This is a genomic window from Wolbachia endosymbiont (group A) of Hedychridium roseum (assembly GCF_964028325.1).
Lineage (GTDB): Bacteria > Pseudomonadota > Alphaproteobacteria > Rickettsiales > Anaplasmataceae > Wolbachia.
In genome coordinates this window covers 826,439-845,684 of record NZ_OZ034755.1, presented here as the reverse complement: position 1 = coordinate 845,684, position 19,246 = coordinate 826,439, and the positions used below count along the sequence as shown (strand labels likewise).

The following is a 19,246-nucleotide window of genomic DNA, read 5'->3' as shown; positions in this document are numbered from 1 at the left end:
TATTCTTTAGTTTACATTCTCCTTACTTCTTCCAGAACCTCATCAACATGCCCACTAACTTTTACATTTTTCCAGATCTTCACTACTTTACCTTTTTTATCTATTAAAAAAGTAGTGCGCTCTATTCCCATATACTTTTTGCCAAACATACTTTTCTCTACCCAAACACCATATTTTTCCAACATTTCAGCATTCTCATCAGAAACTAAGGAAAATGGCAGAGAATATTTTGCTTTGAAGTTAGCGTGGCGCTTAACACTATCTTTTGATACACCAATTATCACTGTGTCAAGGGAAGAAAAATCATCTATTTTATCTCTAAAGCCTTTTGCCTCCATCCTACAACCCGGAGTATCGTCTTTAGGATAAAAATAAAGAACTACATTTTTTTTATCAAAAAATTCACTCAATGATAAATTTTCACCAGAATCTGTTGGTAAGCTAAAATCAGGTGCATTATTTCCTACTGCTAATTCCATACCTTGCTCCATTAATAACACTTTTATGGTATTATAGTAATATGGTGCATTATTTCCTACTGCTAATTCCATACCTCGCTCCATTAATACCACTTCTGTGGTATTATAGTAGTATGGTACATTATTTCCTACTGTTAATTCCATACTTTGCTCCATTGATAACACTTTTATCTATAGTAGTATATTGTAGTCAGAGTATCAAATTTTATATATAGCTAACAGATAAGATTCTTGATGGGGGCTTATTGATAAGTTTCTGCCTTGTATCTTGTAAAAAGCATCTAATGCTTTAAGCTTAAGCATTGTAAGTCATGCTCATTAGTTTCCTCATCTCTTATAGTATTGCTAGATATATAATTGGATTTCTTAGGAAACAAAATACAATTTGAAATCGCAATAAAGAAGACCTTCTTTAAATTAGTGTATCTGCCAGACTGTCTTGAGTAAACTTTACCAGCATATGCTTGTGCGCGTTTTTCAAAGCCCTTGTCGCGAGCGAGCTGCATTTCGACCACAAATGCAGCCTTGTAGAGAGGAGTATCATCACCATTGGTCTTAGCATTAATATCAGCCCCTTTTTCTACAAAATATTTCACTGCATTTAAATTACCTTGCTTGGCAGCTAAGTGTAAAGATGTGTTGCTATATTCCTCTATAACTTGCTCTTTTCCTGTTTCAGTAGACAAAATTTGTTTGAGATCATCTATAAAATCTTTTAAATCTTCTATATCACCTAAAAGTTCCCTGGCTGTTTCTAGAGTTTTCTCCTGTCCACGTTTTGTAACTAAGTACCGATTGACTACCTGTAAACCACGCTTCCAACCCAGTTTATCTACCAGCCGATATGCACGATACATAAGGACTACTGAGTAATATATACCTCTTCCCATATCTCGCTTTGAACGACTAAGTTTAACTGTATCATCTATTAGCCCACTTACCCCTACATCACTAATTTTATCACTAAGACTTTTTTGCTTTAAAGTGCTAGACCGTAACAACTGAATGGTATTATATCTTGTAGCTATTTTACCAGTTAACTGTTGCTGACCTATAACCATTTCACCCCCCTTAAGTGTAATTAGAAATTACCCTCACTGTAAAACTAAATGGTCGTAAACAATTTATGTAAATACTAAGTATAGCCTTGCTTATAACACGGATATTTTTAGTGTCAACAACTTTTTAAGTAAATTTTATACAGATCAGAAATTGAATAGAAAAAACAAAACACGTAAATTAGCCTGTAGGTTTATTTATCACTATTACTTCTGCTTTCTTTTTTACAGCTACTGTTTTTGCAATTTTATCATGAAAAAACTGCTTTCGTTTGTCAAATATTGCAGATACAAAATTAGTATTATAGCTGTAAAAATTAAGTCTGATAAAGGTTCAGGCCACCATTTAGAAGTATACTTATCAAAAAATAATATATCCATAATGAATAAAGAACTCAATATGAAGCTAATAACTTCAAGAGAAACATACCTAATTGTTGCTTGCATTAGAGTAATATTGTTAAGTGTATTTGCATCTTTTATACGGATACAGCATAACAATTGCCCTAGAGTACCACTAAATCTTCTTGTTATGAATATTCCGAATACTATTGATAGCAAAAAAAATAAGCAAATGTATATGATTAATAGTTGAGATTTAGCAGGGTGAAAAATTATTTTTACAAAAGGAAAATAGACTAAAGAAATTCCCATAATAATAAGACGGTCAATAATATATGCTATAGCACGCCTAGTTATTCCCACATATACATAGTTTAATCTTGGATAGCATTCTTCAGACTTATGATCCATTACTACTGTTTTTGCAATTTTGTCGTAGAAAAGCTGCTTACGTTGATCAAATATTGCAGGTATTAGGATCAATATTGGTAAAATTAAAAACCACTCAGAAATATAGAGAGGTACAAACAAAAATGCCTTGAGAGTGCTTCTCATCACTACTTGCATTAAAGCAGCGTTTTTAAGTGTGCTTGCATCTTTTATGTATATACCAAGTAGCAATTTTCCTGGAGTCCAACCAAGTCTTGTTATCATTAATACTTCTAATGCTATATATACTAAACTTTCTAGTAATGTACCTAAGTCTTCTAATATTTCATATCGTTCTGATATAAGGCCTGTATCAATGTCAGGATCAAGAAAGAAATAATTAAAAAAGTTGGCAAGGAATTCTTCTGGTAATATAAATAAAATTAATGAAAGAAACGATGAACAGCAGACTAGGAATATCGTTTGGTCAACTATATATGCTGCAACGCGTTTATTAATTCCCGCATAGTTATCCATTTTTGTATCCAACACGATTGCCTAACATACCATACTAGCAGTTAAATAATAGTAAAATTGTACTCCTTGTCTTCTTCTTGCTTTCAACCAAGCAACTGGGTAAGTTGATCTATTTCATTTATTGGCACAATTTGCGTGTCTGCTTAAGAAAGTTCACAGAAATACTGTACATTTTTAATAAAATCACTCTGAAGCGTGCTTGATTTCAATACCCCATTCTGCTAGTACTCATGTCCTACTTGCCTTGAGTGCGTGCTTTTAACCCGAATTCTAGATTAGAAACAGTTTTTAGTTTGAAATCAAATCCTCATATTGCTTGCTAAGCTTGTATTTTCTTCCTCTGTTGGAAAAGTCTACAACCTCAATAAATCCCATTTCTACCCACTTTTTACAAAGCTGAGCACTGGTGCGAGGCTTAAAATTAAATAATTTGCCTACTTGACTAGCTGTAATCATGGAAAATTCCCCAAAGAGCTCAAGAGCCCTACGCTGTTTAGGATCAAGTTTACGTATAAGATCAGTCTGGTCAGTTCTGTGCCCTTCCTCGTTTATACGCTGTAAAACATTCTCAAATGCAATTGCCACACCTTCCACAAAATAATCTATCCACTTGGTAATATCTGCTTCAGCTCTTCCCATGTAATAGTTGTGCGATGGACCTATACTGATTGCTTCATAATACGCTCCTAGATTCTTGGCATAATATTCTTCCAATGAATAAAGTCCTTTTAGGTCATATCCACCAAGGTGTAAAATTAATGTAGTCAACAATCTTGCAGTACGACCATTACCGTCATAGTAAGGGTGAATTGTTACAAATTGATAATGCGCAATACCTGCAATAATTGGGCAAGGCACTTGCTCACTGTCACGAATCCAATCAATCATACTGCTCATGAGCTTTGGTACATCCTTTGCTTCAGGTGGCATATAAATTATTGCACGTGTACGGCTATCACGAATAACGTTTTGACCATCACGATAAGGTGTTGGTTTTATTTTAGATTTTCCACTTGCTATTACTAGAGCATGCAGTGTTTGAACAGCTTTCTCAGTAATGGGTATTCTCCTTGCTGCCCATTGTTCAATTCGAGTTAAGGCTGCATAATATCCTTTAACCTCATTTTCATCTCTCTTATACCTCGGAAAGTGACCTTTATGCTTTAAAATCTCTTCAATCTGTTTAGGCTCAAGTCGATTTCCTTCAATCATAGTAGAATAGTGTGTCGTATAGAGCCTTGCAGTTTCACGAAGAGATGAAAGCATTGATACAGTGAGTGGTAAATGTAACACTTTTTCCTTTGCTGCCTCAATTCTTATAAGGCAGCTAGCGATTTTGGAGGTAATTGTATAATTTGGTGTAAATTTTATCGGCATAATATCTGCATTACATTACTTCTATATTATGCTGATAAAATGCAGATAATGCAACATTTGCAAATCTAAATACTGTAGATTACTTTCTGGATAGTTGATCTATTTCATTTATTGGCACAAGTTTAACTTTTGCGTGTCTGCTGACCTGTATAACCCCTTAGCTGTTTGAGAGAGTTCACAGAAATACTGTACATTTTAAAAAAAATCACTCTGAAGCGTGCTTAATTTCAATAGCATCCACCCCATTCTGTTAATAAATCTATTTCGTGTCCCGTTCGGTCACGCCAAAAGTATAGATTGGCAGGTAATCCCTGATTGAGGCGCTTCTTGAAAATCTCCAAAACAATCAAATTTTCAAACAGAGCTCCTTTAAGGTAGTACTCCTTTTCAAGGCCAACAAGCAAGTCATAGAAGTATAACTTTGGCATCTTGATTAAACGCTTGTTGAAACTTTGGTGAAATGGTTGAAGAAAAAATATTAGGTAACTAGCTTCCAAAATATTCAGCCACTGCTGCATAGTTGTATGAGAAGTGCCACAATCTTGAGTAAGAGATAAGCTACTCGACCTAAGGTTTGCAATGTTTTTAAGTTGTCGAACGTCTCGCTCAATGTAGATAACTAGCCAGTGGATGCATGTTAAGGCCAGGACTTAAAAATAAATGTTTGTAGGCATCAGATAAACTGAAATGCCTATGCGCCCTGAAAGAGATATAGGGAAAATTTTGAGACCCTGTTAGTACACTTTGCAGGTTCTTAAAGATATCTCAGGATCAAAAATTGCGCCCTTTAGCTAGAAATGCCCTATGAAAACGAGATTCTTCTAAAGATACGTACATGTTTTGTAATAGTTGTTTTACCAGACTCTGTAATGTCCAAAGCAGTTAGAAAATCTTTCTAAAACTGGGGTTATAGAACGTAAATACATAAATTGAATTTTATAGTTTCAATATGCAAGAATACTATAAAAGGTTAAAGATGGCAACACTTACACGAACATTTGCTCGCTGAACTTTCTACAAAAACATAGTTGATTGGAATTAAGTCGATAAACAACTCAACGTCCATCGACCCTGAGCCCTCCTTCCTGATCCATTCTCTACCTTAAACCGGAGGCTCCTCAAACTCTAAATCTTGTTTTCGTCGCCTCTCCCCTAATTATATACTATATTATATATAAAATATAATATAGTATATAATTTATAGGGGGGGTAGCCAAAAAAATGAGTTATTTTTGAGCTGAGCAAAGCCACCTAAGGTAGAGAATGGATCAGGAAGGAGGGCTGTATAATATATATAATCTTTATGATTTTCTGTATAATTTACTTATGTAACTTGATAAAAAAGGAGGGTAAAATTTATTGAAAAATATATTTATTGATTATCTTCAAAGCCTTCTCGTAAATGGTGTCTCTATGTCCTATTGCAACGATAGTTACTTCATATTTCACAGTGTTTACATGATATATAATACGGAACTCTTAGTCTTCTAAACCCTTTAAAGCTATAGTGTAAAGGCTCACCAAGATTCACTGGATCGACCGTAAGCCGTTCCTGTATTGCTTTATTTACTCTTGATTCTATTGTTACCGGTAAAGCTGGAAGATCTTTTTTAGTAACATTCTTTAAAAATTTAATTTTGTAATGCTTTATTTCCACTTGGCGTCTTTATGATCAACATCTCCACTTAACGTCTTCGTAATCAACTGTTTCTGCACTTTCAATATCATATTGATCAGCAACCACAGATAATAAAAAGTCATCCATTTCAAGTTCAATTGCTTCTCCGAGTAGTTTCTCTGCTAATTCTTGAGCAGGCTGCTTAGTAAGTTCAGATAACTTAGTAAGATTCTGCAAAATTTCTTTACTGAGAGCTATGTTAGCGTTTGCCATATGTTTTACCAAAATCTACTACTGTAATAATTATACAACATTTTTCTAAATTTTTCAATAAAGAAAGGAAGTAGGGCTGTATAGAAATACATTTTGTTTTTATAGAATATCTTCTATAATTTCTGTATGTAATAGTTTTTAGGTATGACTATGAATGAAGACAAAGAGCATTTAATATTTGTGATTGGAGCATCATTAGTAGGCCCTGCAATAGGGGCACTTACAGGTTTGGGATTAAGTGTCACAGCTTTTTCACCTTTAGCCATAGGTGGAATTGTTGGTTCTATAATTCCAGCAGCGGCTATATTTTTTTTTGCAGGATGTTTGCTGTGCAAATCTGATGGAATAGATTCTAAAAGAGGTTGTACAGTTTTCAGTATTGCAGCACCCATAAGCGCTGCAATTGGAGTTGGTCTTGCTGCAGCTGCAACTGCTATTTCTCCTGGTATAATGCTTGGAGCCGGATCTGCAGTTTTAGCAGGTGCAACAATAGGAGCAATAGCAGTAATAGCGCCAATTGCAGGGTTCCTTATAGCTGACAAAGTGAACGATTATATTATCTCTCCTATAGTTGAGCACTTTTCTTCAAAAGGGAAGGAAGAAAGTTTAAGCTAATCAAGTAAGGTTTCTGTTATTCCAGTGTGTAACATTGGAATAACAAGATTTGACATTAACCGTTGATAATCGGAATATTAGTAGAGTAGAATTACTCAAAAAAGCATGCATAAATATGACGTAGTAGTAGTAGGTGGTGGTCATGCAGGGTGCGAAGCTGCTGCTGCGGCAGCTCGCCTTGGTGCAAACACGCTGCTTATAACTCATAAAATTTCAACTATAGGAGAAATGTCCTGCAATCCAGCAATTGGAGGAGTTGCAAAGGGTGTTGTAGTCAGGGAAGTTGACGCTCTTGATGGAATAATGGGAAGAGCAATCGATCAAGCAAGCATACACTCAGTCATTTTAAATAGCAGCAGAGGTGCAGCAGTATGGGGACCACGTGCACAGGCAGACCGAAAATTATATAAGCAGGCAATACAGGAAATTATTCTAAATTATAACAATTTGACGGTAAAAGAAGAGTCAGTTGACAATTTTCTTATAGAAAGTAATGGCAATGGAGAACCGTGCATTAAAGCTGTAATGATAAGCTCAGGTGAACGTATATCAACAAGTAAAGTCGTTCTAACTACAGGGACTTTTCTGCGGGGTGTGATTCATATAGGAGAGCAAACAACTCCTTCAGGAAGAATGGGAGATAAGTCTGCAGTAGAACTTGCAAATACGTTGAAGAAGTATGATTTTAGATTAGGTAGACTGCGTACCGGAACTCCACCAAGGCTTGATCGTAATACTATAAACTGGTCAATATTGCAAGAACAAGTGGGTGATAACCCACCTGTGCCGTTTTCTTATCTCACAGAAAAAATTAACCAACCTCAGGTATCATGCTTTATTACCCATACTAATGAAAATACGCATAAAATAATTAGAGAAAATCTTCATAGGTCAGCTTCTTCGTATTTGGATGACATTGTTGCACCAAGATACTGCCCATCCATTGAAGTTAAAGTTAATAAATTTGCAGAAAAAAGTAGTCACCAAATATTTTTAGAACCAGAAGGGCTGGATGATGATACTGTATACCCAAACGGAATTTCAAATTCATTGCCTGTTGAAGTGCAAAATGAAATGATAAAGAGTATCAAAGGACTTGAAAACGCAGAAATATTGAGGTCTGGATATGCAGTTGAGTATGACTATATTGATCCACGAGAACTAAGCCATACTCTTGAAACTAAGAAAATTAAAGGTCTATATTTTGCTGGCCAAATTAATGGCACCACTGGATATGAAGAAGCAGCAGGGCAAGGAATTATCGCCGGAATTAATGCAGCACTCTCTGCATCTGAAAAAAAAGAAAGCTTTGTTCTTCACCGCACAGATTCATATATCGGTGTAATGATAGATGATTTGGTCACCAAAGGGGTGATCGAGCCTTACAGATTATTTACCTCACGTGCAGAATATAGGCTAGCTATCAGGTCAGACAATGCGGATAGAAGATTAACACAAAAAGGTTATGATATTTCCCTTGTGTCGCATGAGAGATACTCTGTTTTACAGAATAAACTTGAATCCATTAAGCAGCTTGAAGAGAAGTTAGGGAGTCTGACGATTACTCCTGAGCAGCTTAGATCTTATGGTATTAAAATATCTTATGATGGGATAAGAAAAACGGCATTAGATTTACTTAGCTATCCAAACATCGACTGGAATAAATTACAAGAAATATGGCCGGAGTTAAGCAGCGTCACGCGCTGGAATGACAAAATGGGACACACCAAAGCGGATAATAGAGCTAAGAATGAAATATGCGAAGCAATTGAAATTGAAGCAAAATACAAACCTTATCTAATAAGACAAGAAGCAGATATGAAGTTTTTACGAGAGGAAATTAACACTCAAATTCCAATTGATTTTAACTATTCACAAGTTAAAGGCCTGTCAAGTGAAGTAATAGAAAAGTTGGAGACGATAAAACCAGCGACGATTGGCATTGCAAAGCAAATACAAGGCATCACTCCCGCAGCGATAGTGAGCATATTAGTGTACCTTAGGAATAAGAAAACGAAAGTAGCTGCTAGTTTTGCGTGAGGTATATGTCAAAAATCGAAGAATTTCGTTCTTTTATGTGTGAAACAAATGTTGACGCATTTATGTTGCATACTAAAGATGAATATTTAAATGAGTATTCAGAGGAGCTAACAAAGCTGTGTGGCTTTACAGGAACAAATGGGCTACTTATCGTTACAAAAGACAACAAGTGCCCATTTTTTACGGATGGACGCTATATCACACAAGCTCGCAATCAGCTCGATCGGGGCAATTTTCAAGTATATAATATACAAGAAGAGGATCCACGCGAATGGGTAAAAGCAAACTTAACATTGACCACCTCACTAGGTTACTATTTGCAATATTTTACCATAGAAGATATAAGAAAGTATGAGAATATCTGTAAATTAATACCCTGTTTAGCTGGAAAAAAAAGTGACTATCGAAAACAAGCAGTGGTTTTACATTCTATTAAATATGCTGGTGAAAGTAGCAAGAATAAATGTGAAAAAGTCGCTAAAAGCATAGATAAAGAAGCTGAAGCAGTGCTTTTAACTGATCCAAATTCAATTTCATGGCTATTAAATTTAAGAAATGAAAATGCCAAATATACTCCATGTATATTGGGCCGTGCTATATTGTATAAAAGCGGTAATGTTGATTTGTTTATTCAAGATAAAGAACATTCAACTATAGAAGCAAATTTAGGCAATCATATAAATATTTTTGATATTAGTGAGCTAGAAAATTCGCTGCACAGGCTAAATTCAATAGTTATAGATCCAAACACAACTCCAATGAGTATCATGGCTGTAATAAAAGATAAACAGGTAGCTGAAAGAGAAGATCCTTGTCTAATTTATAAAGCAGTAAAAAACCAAACTGAAATAGCTGGGGCTATAAATGCGCATATCAGAGATGGAGTGGCAGTTACAAACTTTCTACATTGGCTTGAAAGTAATGTTGGTACAGAACTTGAAGCTGAAGAAAAGATTTTAGAATACAGAAAAGAACAGAATTTGTTTAAGCAACCAAGTTTTCCAACAATTTCCGCATTTAATGAAAATGGTGCAATAATTCACTATCGTGCAAGCAGTAAGACGAATAAGGTAATTCAGAAAAGTGGACTATATTTGATTGACTCTGGTGGCCAATACCTTAATGGCACAACTGATGTGACAAGAACTGTAGTGGTTGGTAATCCGACTAGTGAGCAAATAACCCACTATACAATAGTATTGAAAGCTCACATTGCTGTAGCAAGTGTCATCTTTCCTTCTGGCACTACTGGTGGAGAATTGGATATATTGGCACGTACGCATTTATGGAAATTTGGAATGGAGTATATGCATGGTACAGGGCATGGAGTAGGAAGTTACCTATCAGTACATGAAGGACCACAAGCAATATCAAAGGGCAATAAAGTGAAACTCACGCCAGGAATGATACTTTCCAACGAACCTGGTTATTACATTCCGGGAGAGTATGGAATAAGAATTGAAAATCTGATGTATGTCGACAGACAAGAAAATAGCTTTTTACATTTCAAACAACTGACCTTCATTCCATATGATAGAAGGCTAATAGATGTGCAAATGCTTACTAAAGATGAAATTGAATGGATAAATAGCTATCATCAATTTGTCTATGAAAACTTAGAAAATAGCGTAAAAGATAAGGAATGGTTAAAGAAGGTATGTGACCATTTGTAAGCAAAGGAGCATTTTTTATTGTTTAAAAAGTATTAATGCAATTGTGATAGGTATTTTGTATTGTTTTTAATTTAAAAACGATATATAATAAAGAATACGTATTTTAAGGTAGACATATTATGATAGACAAAGGACAAGAAGATGAATTTATGAAGCAGTATATGGATACTTGCAAAGAGCAAATAGAAAAATTAGCCAAGGATCCTGAATTGCTTAATCAGACTTTAAAACCATTTATGCAAATGTCCCAGCAGCTTATGGCTGGCGGTATGTTAGAAGGGGCTATGCCTGGCATGGTACCTGATTTGGGTAGTATGGATGTTAACAAGATGATTGCTCAGATGAAGGAAATGATTGACTACATAAGAGGTAACTATAAGGAACTAATGAAAGAACATAGCTCGCAGATTCAAGAGCTTGATGAATCCAGTAAAAAGCTAAGAGGCTTAGTTAAAAAATTGATAGAAAAGATCGAAAGTAAATAAACAATATCTAACGCAAGTCTCTTCTGTCATTCTATGCACAGCTGCATAAGTGTCTAGTGACCTTACCCAGAAAAAGTAGAGAGAAAGTTAAGACGTTTTTGGAGTAAAATAAAACGTTTTTTCAAAATATGGCAAATAGAAGCAGCAGGATTCAAATTAGAAGCTGTTAAGCTGGTTAAAGAAACAGAAGTAAAAAAATAGCAAAAGATCTAGGCATAGATGGCAGTATGTTAAGTAAATGGGTAAGAAAATATGATGGAAAAATGTCAGAAGCATACGCATTTCCAGACAAAGGCTCCTTATGACAAAGAAAGATTTGATCTAAAAAAAGAACTAGCAAGAGTAACAAGAGAAAGAGACATTTAAAAAAAAGCCCTGACCAAACAAAAAGAGTAAAGTATTCTTTTATATAGAAATTGCTATAAAATACAGGAACTATGTAGGGTTTTAGACATATCTGCTGGTGGTTATTATAAATGGGTTGCTAAGGGAAAAAGCAGTAAGGAATTAGCAAGAGATGGGCTTCTAGCAGATATTCAAAAAAAGCATCCAAATGCAGATCCCTAAAATTCACACTGAATTAAAAGCTTTAGGCAAAAATTAAAACAGTACAAAGTGTTATGCAGAAAAATGGTATTCGGGCTATATTGAGAAGAAAATTTAAAACTAAGAAGCAACAAACGGACAATAGAGTCGTAGCTCTCAATATATTAGACCAAAACTTTATTGTCGATCAACCAAATAAAATATGGGATTACTTATATAAAAACCAAAGAAGGATGACTATATTTGGCAGGATCTATATTCACGCATGGTAGTTAATGAGCAGTTCAATAAATAAACAATTGGTTGTTGACTCTTTATTGATGGCCGTTAATAAGCGCAAACCCGATAAAAATCTGCTGTTACATAGCGATCAAGGGTCACAGTATACCTCTCAAAATTACCAATTTCTATTGAATACAAAAAACATCATTTCCAGCATGAGCCATAAGGGATGTTGTTACGATAACTCTGTTGCAGAAAAGTTCACTCAAAAGGGAGCTGCTTATTGATACTTCTCGCTCAAGTAGGGTCGAGAACTGGCGCGCCTCTTTAGGGTTTGGTGGCTGATCCATTATTTTCATGTTGGGCCTCAATCCAAAATTCCCATGTTTACGTTTCCAATTCCCGCCTCATCAAACGCAGCATGCGGATTTCCCGCACTACGCTTTCCTAGTAGATTCTTACCAAAGTTTATAACATATTGTGCTGGTTAGGCTTTCGGAACGTAATATCTTATTCTATAGTCCGAATATAGACCAAGGGTCTCATATATACATTCGCTACTCCACCTTTTCCAACCAAATCCTTTTGCTTTTCTGGCTTGCATCATATTGCGTCTTGTTTTCTTCTCTACCCACTGTTTAACGTAGCTGAAGCTTCGACTTGAGTTTCCTATTCTAAAGTAGTTTACCCACCCTCTCAATATCGGATTGATGATCTGAATCACTCTCCGTATTGGTTGCGATTTATAGTTACTGAATACCTTCTTCAACTTTTGAAGTAGGCTTGTTCGTGTTTTCATCTGTGGTGTTATCTGTACTCTCCACTTTCCTTGTTTTGTAATTTTCTTTCGAAAGTCAAATCCTAGAAAGCTGAATGTTTCTCCTCTCTTTAGATTGGCAATTTTTGTCTTTTCTTCATTTACACTTACTTCTAGTTTTGCTAATTCTTCTTGTAACCTTTTGTACACTAATTTCTCGAGCCATTCCCATCTCTGGTACCCATCTATCAGTATCACTAAATCGTCTGCCCATCTGGCGTATTCTATACGTTGATATTTTTCTTCCCTGGTCACCTCTTTTGCTCTCTCTAGCATTTTGTCTACCTCATTGAGGTATATATTGCTCAACAACGGTGAGATCGGCGACCCTTGCGCTATTCCTCGTTTTCCTCCTACCTTAAGGATTAGCTTGATCAAGTGCATGATTTCTTTATCATTTATTCTCTTGGCAATTTTCTCCATGAGAATATGATGTCGTACGTTATCAAAATAGGATTTCAGGTCTACATCAATACATTTTGTATTGCCTTTGATTGCTGCTTTCGCTACTCTGCTTACTGCTTCATGCGCTTTTCTCTTGGGTCTATATCCATATGATCCGTCCTGAAAGTCAGATTCATATATCGGTTCAATTATTAGCTTTAGTGCACTTTGCACTATTCTATCCCGGATGCAGGGTATGTTCAACGTTCTGAGTTTTCCCCCAACTTTTGGTATTTCCTTTCTCCGGTTCCTATTTGGGCTATAGGTTTTGGTTATTAGTTCATGTCTTATTTGCTGAAGATACTTTTCTAAGCCTTCTGCCTCTATCGATTTGAATGTTACCCCATCAATTCCTGGTGCCCCATTGCTTTTCTTTGTTAGCTTATATGCTTCTTCTAGTGTCTCCATCTTGCAGACGTGTACATATATTCCCCAGAATCGCCATTCCGGTTCTGCTTTCGCTTTGATATATATCTTTCTTCTCAGGTCTTGTAATTTTATTGGCATTTTTGTCATTTTTACCTTTACCTTCCTTTTGTTAAAAGATCTCTACTAGTAGGGTGCCTTTGCTCCATGGGCGTTACCCCATTTCTTCGCTACTACACACCCATCCGCCACCCTTTCATCTTCGGTTCATTTCCTGTTTTCCAGTTATAGAACCTACCACTCCAAGGTTTTTCTCCTTGGGATGAGGAGGGTTTCTCCAGTTGCTTTATATGTCCTTATTACCATGCTGCCACTATCACCCCGCTAAAGTAGGTATGCTGTATCATTCGTGTTTCAGCCTCCTATATTGCTTTCGCCCTGGTTTGGTGGGCTCGGCCTTTAGTACTTAGAGTTTTTCGGGGCCACCCATGTGTTCGTTTTCACTGCGGCCTGGTAATTCGCCATTATCCTACGATAACGTTGTCGGTAGGCTTCAACATTTTGGTTTCCCTCCACATTGCTACCCTAGCTACAGGACTCCGACTTTTATCCTGGTGGGTCTGACTCCCACTGAACATCTTCACCTTCTCTGGACACACCAAACCAGAACTGCCATATTTGAATACATAGAAATCTTTTATAACAAACAACGTAGGCATTCTACTATTAATTATTGCATTCCTGCACAATTTGATGCATCATTCTCATGACAAAAACGTCTTAATTTTCTCTCCACTTTTTCTGGGTAAGGTCAGTCTGAAAGAACGAGAAAATTAATAGAAAGTGTTGGATGTAAAGTTTTATTTTTGCCGCCATACTCGCCTGATTTAAATCCAATTGAGAAGTTCTGGTTTGCCATCAAGCATGCCATAAAAAAAAGCGCTGCCAAGCTTTTGGCCCGATATCAATTCGGCTATTGATTTTGTTTTTCAGCACTCGGGGAAACCTTACTTAGGTTAGCTATATACAGCATATTTATAAGTATAATAAGATTATATTAAAATTTACTTACTTATTAATATGCTTGATTAGATATAAGTAAAATGTCATATGGGATGGCTTTTTTAGCTGCTTTAGGTGGTGATAAATGGATAGTCAAGCAAAATTACATTTGTAACTTTACTTGACTTGTCCGTTTTTTTATATCTTTATTACAATCATAACCTCTAGCCCTAAATTACACCTCTTGCTGTATTAGATGGACGTAGAACAGGACCCAATTTTGTGTTTAGTTGTTCTGGAAGACTTTCTAAAAGATCCATAACTAGTTTTGGCTGCTCAGGCTCAGCAGAATCAAGATTACTGCTTGGTTGTGAATCTTTCGGTTGCACGGTAGAGCAAGCTTCTTCGTATGATGGTGGTTGTTGTACTTCTGAAAGATTTGGGTACAATCTTGGCTGCTTAGGTCCATCGTATGGTGGTGCCGAAGGTTTTTTACCATAATCGCCTACTTCTGTTTCTTCTTGTTCTAATTTCTTCACATCTTCAGTATTAGTTGCTTTATCTACATATTTTGGTCCTTCTATAAAGTCTTGCATTTCTTTTGCAAAACTATGCTCTAGATAACAACTTGCTAAGTAAGCTACACCTGCTATTATAAGCGTTAATGCCATAACAATAAAAGGTGAAACTGCTATATACCTAAAAACCGTTACTTCATGCATACTCATATGAGTGGGTGGGTTAATGGCTATTATTATTGGGAGAAAGAAGAATACAGAAGTAAGCATTAATATTATAGCAGTGATACCTAAACATCCTAATGCTACTTCTTTTAATAATCCTCCGTTTTTCTTTTTATTATTAAGGCTTTGATATATTTCATGAATGTTAGTGTTGTTAGTATAGTCTTCTGGTTCTTTTGAAATCTCAGCCTTTAATTCTTTAACCTCATTTTCTAGTATAGAATAGTATTTTTGCTTCAATTGATCACTCAATACTGATTTACCGTCACTAAGAACATTTAAAATGTCTTGTTTGCATACCTCAATTTTTTTAGAAATTTTAGAATTGTTTTGTAGCTCCGCTTCTTGTATATCTTGATCCATTTTGGCCTGTAATTTTTTACTGATCTCATCAAAATCTTTAGATAAATTCCTGTGAACAAGGTATTTTAATATAATAGGTAAAGCTAGTGCATTTCCTCTATAAAGTGAAGATAAAAGCTGCAAAGCGAAAGAATTAGGTATTGCTTCTCTTGGTAGAGTTAAAGTTTCATTGTATCCATGTTCGATAACTAACTTTACTGAAGGTTCTTTGAACCTTTTTCTATCATCTATATGAAATACCCCTTTAGCAAAGAAGTTTTCTAATTTCTCAAAAGGACAACAGTTTTTCTCTAATTTTACTTTTATAATACTGCTTAACATTGCAACCTCACTAATTATTTTATGCACGCAGTTTAACACTATTTTAATTATTTGTCAAAAGAGTGTAATTATTAACTATAATATTTAATTAATAAGGCTTTGTTTTTTTTAATAAGAAGCAATCTAAGATAGACGGCTGCTATAGCTAAAGTGGCTTAGGTTTACCGATAATTTGAAAAACAACAAATTCGTCATCCCGCTACTTGTTAGCGGAATCTATCCTTGGCGGTATGACGTAGGAAAACCTTTCTTGGGTTAGGTGTGCCGTAGAGACACAAAGAATGTTCAAGTAAGAGCAAACTAAGTGCAAAAGCTACGCAATAGATGAGGGTGGGCCCCTCGGAGCCGGTTTACAAGAGCAGGCTTCAAACAACTATAAGCTGCTTTGGCAAGGTAGTGAGCGTTATGGAAAAGGCACAATTATATGTCATGTAAGGAATGGAGAGATGAACGAAAGTGAACCACTGATGAAGTGTCGAAACCTTTTAAATGACGTCAAAACCAGGGGTCTAACTTAACCTGGGATAAATCTATCGGGAGCTTGTTTACCGGATAGGTGGCGTCCGGCATAGAGGTGGCGTGAATCTATTTTGGGCTATTGCGTGGAACTGCGGGAACCTGTCGTTTCGATGATAAGGGAGAAATCCAAGGAGCTAAACTCCAAGGGTGAGAGTACCGATGCGAAAAACAGGGGCGCGTAGTAGTGAAGAAGTCTCTGTAATGGAAATGGAGCGAAGGGATTTAGTTTTAATTGTTTTGTCAACCAGAAATGGGATGAGCAATTGATTAAAACAGAGTCCTTGATTATGCTATAATTAGTAGCAAGGGCCGAATAATGGGAGCTGTGTGAGACGCGAGTGTGCGCCGTGGTACGCATTAAGAAATACTTAGCAGAGCTAAGCGGGGTTCAGAATAAATGGCCTCGAGGTGAACAACTAACTTTAACCCGAAAGGGAAGGAGGACAAGAGCATGTATGTAAAGCGAGAGTTATCTGAAGATGTGTAAGATAACGGCTTGCAACACCTGATCAATATGGTTAAAGCTAAACTGCTTGAATTCTAATCTTCAGGGGTGGGACTTCACATCCATGGGTATCGCATTTAAAACCCCATGTCTACGGTAAGCACAGATTAAACTTTCGTTTGTGTGACATTCTGGCTGTAGAACGATAAGTAGTGAACTTATTTAAGAGGATGAATGGAAAACCTAAGTTGATCTAGAACAGTTCTTAGTGACGGAACATGGGATGACCTAAGGAACGCGAGTTCTATGGTTACGGAGTCATCGTAGTAGTCGTGAAAGTAACGAATCACCGGGGAGCGTGGGAAAGCCACATACAGGGCAAAGGGTGACAGATAATTGAATGTTGAAATTGGGAGGTACGCAAGATGCGGAAAGCTGAAACAATACTTAACATTATACGTGAACGTGGACAAAGAAATTTGCCGGTTAAAAACGTATATCGCCTACTTTATCAGCGTGATCTTTACCTTCGAGCGTATGGCAAACTTTGTCGTAATAAAGGTGCTATGACAGAAGGTGTGACAACTGAAACAGTTGATGGTATGTCTTTGGAGAAAATCGATAAAATCATAGAGGATTTACGCTATGAGCGATATCGGTGGACACCAGTAAAACGTATCTATATTTTAAAGAAGAGTGGTAAACGCAGGCCGTTAGGATTGCCAACATGGTCAAATAAGTTACTTCAAGAAGTAATCCGATTAATATTGGAAGCCTACTATGAGCCTAAATTTAGTGAATGTTCACATGGATTTCGACCAAAACGTGGATGCCACACTGCATTAAGAGCAGTAATGCAAAAAGGCAGAGGTACAAAATGGTTTATAGAGGGAGATCTCAGTGCATGTTATGACTCAATTGATCATACTATGTTGTTGAAAATACTGAGTGAAAGCTTCCAAGATAACCGTTTTATTCAGCTAATCAATCGACTGCTAAAAGCAGGATATATGGAAAATTGGAAGTACAATAAGAGTCATAGTGGGGTACCACAAGGTTCTATTATTGGTCCAATTTTGAGTAACATATTACTCGATCGGTTAGATAAACATGTGGAACATATACTAATACCAGCAAATAACCGAGGTAAGCGAAGAAAGACAAATCCAAAATATTTAAGGTTAACCATGCAAGTATCGATGATGAGAAAACAAGGGAACTGGGATCAAGCAAAACAACTGCGTCAATTAGTGCAGGGTATGCCATCTAAGGATTCTTGTGATCTAAATTATCGACGTCTTTGGTATGTTAGGTATGCTGATGATATTCTGGTAGGGTTTGCAGGACCAAAAAATGAAGCTGAACAAATTAAAAATGAGATTGCTAAATTCCTCAATGAGGAGCTCAAACTTATGCTTAATGAAGATAAAACGCTTATTACACACGCGTGTGATAGCAAAGCCAATTTTTTAGGTTATAAAATACACGTCTTGCATGCAGATGATAAACATGATCATCGGACACAACGATGTATTAACGGTAGTATTGGGTTACGTGTACCACATCATATAAAGCAGAAAAAGTGTTCTGAATATATGCGTTGTGGAAAGCCTATACATTTACCTCAACGTACACTTGATACAGCTTACAGTATTGTTGCTCAGTATCAAACTGAATATCGAGGAATTGTATAATATTACAAAATGGCCTACAACCTTCACACACTAAGTTATTTGAAGTATGTGATGGAAGTATCATTAGTAAAGACTTTAGCATCTAAATACAAAACAACTTGCAGGAAAATTTATAGAAAATTTGGTGCAATGATTGAAAACGACGAAGGTGAAAAACGAAAAGTCATCCAAGTCAGAGTAGATCGTTTACCATCAAAGATACCATTAATTACACACTTTGGTGCTGTGTCACTAAAATGGAATAAATGGGTAAGTATAAGTGATAACCTTATACCAATATGGAATAAGCGTAGTGAAATAGAGCAAAGACTATTGGCACAAACTTGTGAATTATGTAAATCACAAGAGCAGATTGAAGTACATCACGTACGTAAACTTGCTGATTTGCTAGGTAAACGTAATACTGAGCTACCGAAATGGAAAAAGAGAATGATTGAACGACAGAGGAAGACTCTTGTTGTTTGTCATGAATGCCATAAGAAAATCCAATATGGAAAATATGATGGTGACTCCTTAAAACGTTAGATTATTGGAGAGCCACGTGATACGGAAACGATCATGCGTGGTTCGGAGAGGGGTTGTTGGAAAAGTACTTAACAAGTAACTCGCTGGCTGCCCACTCTACTTCATGCACAGTTCTGTGAGAGGCTGGCGGGGAAGGTCCGCTGGTCTACTCTCCCTATATTTCAGAGTGCTCCTGTTATGAGCTGATGTCCAACTGTCATTTTACAGCTTAGCTTGCTTAGGTAATGCAGAAATAAGAGGTGCCCAATATAAACCAGCCTAAATCAACTTTAATGTCTGGATATCGTACTATTTTACATAACATGCCATTATGAATATATATTTTTATGATTGCGTTATCATTTATTTAACAAAGTATTAGTATAATCTATCT

The 19,246-nt window shown here is 36.2% G+C and carries 12 protein-coding genes and 5 pseudogenes; 8 read left to right on the top strand and 9 right to left on the bottom strand.

All coding sequences use genetic code 11. The annotated features are described in order from the left end of the window. Nucleotides 1–11: 11 nt before the first annotated feature. The 7 genes and pseudogenes from bcp to ABWU23_RS04040 form a co-directional block, all read right to left on the bottom strand. The gene (gene bcp, locus ABWU23_RS04070) at nt 12–479 is read right to left on the bottom strand and encodes a thioredoxin-dependent thiol peroxidase (protein WP_264688477.1); all 468 of its coding nucleotides are present in this window, start codon (nt 477–479) and stop codon (nt 12–14) included. 302 nt (nt 480–781) lie between these two features. Next, a pseudogene (locus ABWU23_RS04065) lies at nt 782–997 on the bottom strand (PD-(D/E)XK nuclease family transposase); the annotation flags it as partial. A gap of 9 nt (nt 998–1,006) precedes the next feature. Beyond that, nucleotides 1,007–1,336 (bottom strand): annotated as a pseudogene (locus ABWU23_RS04060) (ankyrin repeat domain-containing protein); the annotation flags it as partial. Between the two features lie 432 nt (nt 1,337–1,768). After that, on the bottom strand, nt 1,769–2,785 hold the full coding sequence (locus tag ABWU23_RS04055; protein ID WP_353270837.1) for an RDD family protein: 1,017 nt from the start codon (nt 2,783–2,785) through the stop codon (nt 1,769–1,771). Nucleotides 2,786–3,073: 288 nt separating this feature from the next. Continuing rightward, nucleotides 3,074–4,162, bottom strand: coding sequence for a Fic family protein (locus ABWU23_RS04050; RefSeq protein ID WP_253309131.1), 1,089 nt, complete (start codon nt 4,160–4,162; stop codon nt 3,074–3,076). A 227-nt stretch (nt 4,163–4,389) separates the two neighbouring features. After that, nucleotides 4,390–4,743 (bottom strand): DUF4143 domain-containing protein, encoded by a 354-nt coding sequence (locus ABWU23_RS04045; protein ID WP_353271040.1) that lies wholly within the window; start codon nt 4,741–4,743, stop codon nt 4,390–4,392. Nucleotides 4,744–5,834: 1,091 nt separating this feature from the next. Next, on the bottom strand, nt 5,835–6,053 hold the full coding sequence (locus ABWU23_RS04040; RefSeq protein WP_253309133.1) for a hypothetical protein: 219 nt from the start codon (nt 6,051–6,053) through the stop codon (nt 5,835–5,837). 150 nt (nt 6,054–6,203) lie between these two features. Between ABWU23_RS04040 and ABWU23_RS04035 the strand changes: the two genes are divergently transcribed. From ABWU23_RS04035 to ABWU23_RS04015, 5 genes are all read left to right on the top strand, one after another. Beyond that, the gene (locus ABWU23_RS04035) at nt 6,204–6,668 is read left to right on the top strand and encodes a hypothetical protein (protein ID WP_253309134.1); all 465 of its coding nucleotides are present in this window, start codon (nt 6,204–6,206) and stop codon (nt 6,666–6,668) included. A 105-nt stretch (nt 6,669–6,773) separates the two neighbouring features. Further along, nucleotides 6,774–8,708 carry a tRNA uridine-5-carboxymethylaminomethyl(34) synthesis enzyme MnmG gene (mnmG, locus tag ABWU23_RS04030; protein ID WP_353270836.1) on the top strand — a complete coding sequence of 645 codons (1,935 nt, stop codon included), beginning with the start codon at nt 6,774–6,776 and terminating at the stop codon, nt 8,706–8,708. Nucleotides 8,709–8,713: 5 nt separating this feature from the next. Then, nucleotides 8,714–10,381 (top strand): aminopeptidase P family protein, encoded by a 1,668-nt coding sequence (locus ABWU23_RS04025; RefSeq protein WP_253309136.1) that lies wholly within the window; start codon nt 8,714–8,716, stop codon nt 10,379–10,381. Nucleotides 10,382–10,500: 119 nt separating this feature from the next. After that, on the top strand, nt 10,501–10,866 hold the full coding sequence (locus ABWU23_RS04020) for a hypothetical protein (protein WP_096641498.1): 366 nt from the start codon (nt 10,501–10,503) through the stop codon (nt 10,864–10,866). An 821-nt stretch (nt 10,867–11,687) separates the two neighbouring features. Further along, nucleotides 11,688–11,921 carry a DDE-type integrase/transposase/recombinase gene (locus ABWU23_RS04015; RefSeq protein ID WP_253307195.1) on the top strand — a complete coding sequence of 78 codons (234 nt, stop codon included), beginning with the start codon at nt 11,688–11,690 and terminating at the stop codon, nt 11,919–11,921. 200 nt (nt 11,922–12,121) lie between these two features. Here ABWU23_RS04015 and ltrA read toward each other — a convergent pair whose 3' ends face one another. Beyond that, nucleotides 12,122–13,411 carry a group II intron reverse transcriptase/maturase gene (ltrA, locus tag ABWU23_RS04010; protein WP_353270565.1) on the bottom strand — a complete coding sequence of 430 codons (1,290 nt, stop codon included), beginning with the start codon at nt 13,409–13,411 and terminating at the stop codon, nt 12,122–12,124. Nucleotides 13,412–13,926: 515 nt separating this feature from the next. On the opposite strand from ltrA, the pseudogene ABWU23_RS07270 reads away from it, so the two are divergent. Both ABWU23_RS07270 and ABWU23_RS04000 read left to right on the top strand, forming a co-directional pair. Further along, nucleotides 13,927–14,031: pseudogene (locus ABWU23_RS07270) on the top strand (IS3 family transposase); the annotation flags it as partial. Between the two features lie 57 nt (nt 14,032–14,088). Then, nucleotides 14,089–14,241 (top strand): annotated as a pseudogene (locus ABWU23_RS04000) (transposase); the annotation flags it as partial. A 252-nt stretch (nt 14,242–14,493) separates the two neighbouring features. Here the strand turns inward: ABWU23_RS04000 and ABWU23_RS03995 are convergent. Then, nucleotides 14,494–15,690: a hypothetical protein gene (locus ABWU23_RS03995; RefSeq protein WP_353270834.1), complete on the bottom strand. Its 1,197-nt coding sequence runs from the start codon at nt 15,688–15,690 to the stop codon at nt 14,494–14,496. A 1,389-nt stretch (nt 15,691–17,079) separates the two neighbouring features. Between ABWU23_RS03995 and ABWU23_RS03990 the strand changes: the two are divergent. Further along, a pseudogene (locus ABWU23_RS03990) lies at nt 17,080–18,873 on the top strand (reverse transcriptase domain-containing protein). The last annotated feature ends 373 nt before the right edge of the window (nt 18,874–19,246 follow it).

Coding starts and splice junctions, on each gene's coding strand:
- mnmG (WP_353270836.1), top strand. CDS start 6,774: ATGCATAAATATGACGTAGTAGTAGTAGGTGGTGGTCATGCAGGGTGC.
- ABWU23_RS04015 (WP_253307195.1), top strand. CDS start 11,688: ATGAGCAGTTCAATAAATAAACAATTGGTTGTTGACTCTTTATTGATG.
- ABWU23_RS04050 (WP_253309131.1), bottom strand. CDS start 4,162: ATGCCGATAAAATTTACACCAAATTATACAATTACCTCCAAAATCGCT.
- ABWU23_RS04040 (WP_253309133.1), bottom strand. CDS start 6,053: ATGGCAAACGCTAACATAGCTCTCAGTAAAGAAATTTTGCAGAATCTT.
- bcp (WP_264688477.1), bottom strand. CDS start 479: ATGGAATTAGCAGTAGGAAATAATGCACCTGATTTTAGCTTACCAACA.
- ABWU23_RS04020 (WP_096641498.1), top strand. CDS start 10,501: ATGATAGACAAAGGACAAGAAGATGAATTTATGAAGCAGTATATGGAT.
- ABWU23_RS03995 (WP_353270834.1), bottom strand. CDS start 15,690: ATGTTAAGCAGTATTATAAAAGTAAAATTAGAGAAAAACTGTTGTCCT.
- ABWU23_RS04035 (WP_253309134.1), top strand. CDS start 6,204: ATGAATGAAGACAAAGAGCATTTAATATTTGTGATTGGAGCATCATTA.
- ABWU23_RS04025 (WP_253309136.1), top strand. CDS start 8,714: ATGTCAAAAATCGAAGAATTTCGTTCTTTTATGTGTGAAACAAATGTT.
- ltrA (WP_353270565.1), bottom strand. CDS start 13,411: ATGACAAAAATGCCAATAAAATTACAAGACCTGAGAAGAAAGATATAT.
- ABWU23_RS04055 (WP_353270837.1), bottom strand. CDS start 2,785: ATGGATAACTATGCGGGAATTAATAAACGCGTTGCAGCATATATAGTT.